Source organism: Streptomyces sp. NRRL B-1347 (assembly GCF_000720325.1).
In the GTDB taxonomy this organism is placed as follows: Bacteria; Actinomycetota; Actinomycetes; order Streptomycetales; family Streptomycetaceae; genus Streptomyces.
On sequence record NZ_JOJM01000220.1, the window covers coordinates 1 to 1398 of the forward strand.

Annotated in this window: 1 protein-coding gene; it reads left to right on the forward strand. The window is 67.5% G+C overall.

The window, feature by feature from the left end; translation table 11 throughout:
* The coding region (gene pgi / locus IG74_RS0144580; RefSeq protein WP_030689545.1) for a glucose-6-phosphate isomerase at nucleotides 1-1398 on the forward strand (1398 nt) is incomplete at both ends.

Consider the following 1398-nt stretch of genomic DNA (forward strand, 5'->3'; position numbering starts at 1 on the left):
GACGTGTTCGGGCTGCGGGACGCGATGTTCCGGGGCGAGAGGATCAACACCACGGAGGGGCGTGCGGTGCTGCACACCGCGCTGCGCGCGCCTGCGGACGCCGTGGTCGAGGTCGAGGGTGAGGACGTGGTGCCGGGTGTGCACGCCGTGCTCGGCAAGATGGCGGGCTTCGCGGAGCGGGTCCGTTCGGGTGAGTGGACGGGCCACACCGGCAAGCGCATCAAGAACGTGGTCAACGTCGGCATCGGCGGTTCCGACCTCGGTCCCGCCATGGCCCACGAGGTGCTGCGCGCCTATACCGACCGTGGTCTGACGGTCCGCTTTGTGTCGAACGTGGACGGCGCCGACCTGCACGAGGCCGTGCGCGACCTGGACGCGGCGGAGACGCTGTTCGTCATCGCCTCGAAGACGTTCACCACGATCGAGACGATCACCAATGCCACGTCCGCGCGGGACTGGCTCCTGACCGAGCTGCGCGCCGATCAGGGTGCGGTCGCCAAGCACTTCGTGGCGTTGTCGACGAATGCCCAGAAGGTCGCGGACTTCGGTATCGACACGGCGAACATGTTCGAGTTCTGGGACTGGGTCGGCGGCCGCTATTCGTTCGACTCGGCCATCGGTCTGTCGTTGATGATCGCGATCGGTCCGGATGCCTTCCGGGAGATGCTGGAGGGGTTCCGGCTGGTCGATGAGCACTTCCGTACGGCGCCGGCGGAGGCGAACGTGCCGTTGCTGCTGGGGCTGCTGGGTGTGTGGTACGGCAACTTCCATGACGCGCAGTCGCATGCGGTGCTGCCGTACTCGCACTACCTGTCGAAGTTCACGGCGTATCTGCAGCAGCTGGACATGGAGTCCAACGGCAAGTCCGTGGACCGGGACGGCAATCCGGTGGAGTGGCAGACGGGTCCGGTGGTGTGGGGCACGCCGGGGACGAATGGTCAGCACGCGTACTACCAGCTGATCCACCAGGGTACGAAGCTCATCCCGGCGGACTTCATCGGCTTCGCCGAGCCGGTCGCCGGTCTGCGGCCGGGCCTGGTCGCCCAGCACGACCTGCTGATGGCCAACTTCTTCGCCCAGACGCAGGCCCTGGCTTTCGGCAAGACACCGGACGAGGTGCGGGCGGAGGGGGTGCCGGAGGAGCTGGTTCCGCACAAGACGTTCCGGGGCAACCACCCGACGACGACGATCCTCGCGCGGGAGCTCACCCCCTCGGTCCTGGGCCAGCTCATCGCGCTCTACGAGCACAAGGTGTTCGTCCAGGGCGCGATCTGGAACATCGACTCCTTCGACCAGTGGGGCGTCGAACTGGGCAAGGTCCTCGCCAAGCGCGTCGAACCCGCCCTGACGGAGGGCGCGGACGTCCCCGGCCTGGACGCGTCCACCAAGGCACTGGTC